This window comes from Kitasatospora sp. NPDC093558 (genome assembly GCF_040683475.1).
Classification (GTDB): domain Bacteria; phylum Actinomycetota; class Actinomycetes; order Streptomycetales; family Streptomycetaceae; genus Kitasatospora.
Genome location: NZ_JBFBDY010001060.1, coordinates 1 through 1,628, shown reverse-complemented (window position 1 = coordinate 1,628; position 1,628 = coordinate 1). Strand labels below are relative to the sequence as shown.

At 73.3% G+C, this 1,628-nt stretch carries 1 protein-coding gene and 2 pseudogenes; all 3 read left to right on the top strand.

What is annotated here, in order from left to right; translation table 11 throughout:
• Positions 1-480: pseudogene (locus AB0O00_RS38455) on the top strand (malate synthase A); the annotation flags it as partial.
• 25 nt (positions 481-505) lie between these two features.
• Positions 506-1,372, top strand: a complete 867-nt coding sequence (locus AB0O00_RS38450) for a 3-hydroxybutyryl-CoA dehydrogenase (RefSeq protein WP_363659325.1) — start codon at positions 506-508, stop codon at positions 1,370-1,372.
• Between the two features lie 43 nt (positions 1,373-1,415).
• Positions 1,416-1,628, top strand: a pseudogene (locus tag AB0O00_RS38445) (polysaccharide biosynthesis C-terminal domain-containing protein); the annotation flags it as partial.

Genomic DNA, 1,628 nt, shown 5'->3' with positions numbered 1-1,628 from the left:
CTCGACGACCGCCCCAACCAGCTCGACCGCACCCGCGAGGACGCCGAGGTCACCGCCACCGACCTGCTGGCCGTGCACCGGCTCACCGCCGGGCTGCCGACCGAACAGGGCCTGCGCGCCAACGTCGCCGTGACCCTGCGCTACCTCACCGCCTGGCTCGGCGGCGCGGGCGCCGTCGCCGTCTTCGGGCTGTTGGAGGACGTCGCCACCGCCGAGATCGCCCGCTGCCAGCTCTGGCAGTGGCAGCACCACTGCACCCGGCTCGCCGGCGGCTCGCTCGCCACCGCGGACCTCGTGCGACGGCACATCGACCGGGAGCGGTCCGCGCTGCTCGCCGAGGGCGCCGAGGGCGCCGACCCCAAACTCGTCGACAACGCCGTCCGGATCCTGGAGGAGACCGCCCTCGGCAACGAGCTCCCCGCCTTCCTCACCACCGAGGCGTACACCCGCCACCTGGTCCGAGTCCGCACCGCGGCCTGAGCCGCCCCAGCACGGAGGCAGTGCCATGAACGAGATCCGACGGGTCGCCGTCGTCGGCGCCGGGCAGATGGGCTCCGGCATCGCCGAGGTCTTCGCCCGCGCCGGCCTGGACACCATCGTCTGCGAGAAGGACCCCGCCGCGCTGCGGGCCGCCCGCGGCCGCATCGACCGCTCCCTGCACCGCGCCGTCGACCGCGGGCACATCGACCCGACCGACCGCGAGGACACCTGGGCGCACCTGCTGTTCGCCGACGACCTGGAGGCCCTGGCGGACCGTCAGCTCGTGGTCGAGGCGGTCGTCGAGAACGAGGCCGTCAAGCACGACGTGCTCGCCACCCTGGACAAAGTCCTGGCCGACGAGAACGCCGTGCTGGCCACCAACACCTCGGCCATCCCGGTCACCCGGCTCGGCATCACCACCGGCCGCGCCTCGCACGTCCTGGGCCTGCACTTCTTCAACCCGGCGCCCGTCATGCCCCTCGTCGAGCTGGTGTCGTCGCTGCACACCCACCAAGCGGTGCTGGAACGGGTGGAGACCTTCGCGCGAGACACCCTCGGCAAGCACGTCATCCGCTCCCGCGACCGCGCCGGATTCGTCGTCAACGCCCTGCTCGTGCCCTACCTGCTCGCTGCGATCCGGATGGCCGAAGCCGGGCACGCCACCCCCGAGGACATCGACGCGGGCATGGTCCACGGCTGCGCCCACCCCATGGGCCCGCTCCAACTCGCCGACCTCATCGGCCTGGACACCGTCGAGGCGATCGCCCGCGCCCTGTACGACGAGTACAAGGAGCCGCTCTACGCGCCCCCGCCGCTGCTCTCCCGGATGGTCGAGGCCGGCCACCTCGGCCGCAAGAGCGGCCAGGGCGTCCACGCCCACCGGGCGGGCTGACCACGTCGGGCCGGCCCGCCCGGGCACGGGTCAGGGCGCGGCGTTCACCGTCGGCATGCGACGCCCGCGAGCCCTCCTGCGGATCACCATCGCCTCGATCGCCGTCAACGCCGCACTCAACTGGATTCTCATCCACGGCACGTGGGGCGTGCCCCGGCTCGGCCTCACTCGCATCGGGGTGGCCACCAGCAGCGTCTACCTGCTCTCCTTCCTCGCCCTCTACGCCTCCGCCCGCCGCGACCCGCAGATGGCGCCG

Bases quoted from the DNA above. Each gene is read 5' to 3' on its own strand.
- AB0O00_RS38450 (WP_363659325.1), top strand. From the start codon at position 506: ATGAACGAGATCCGACGGGTCGCCGTCGTCGGCGCCGGGCAGATGGGC.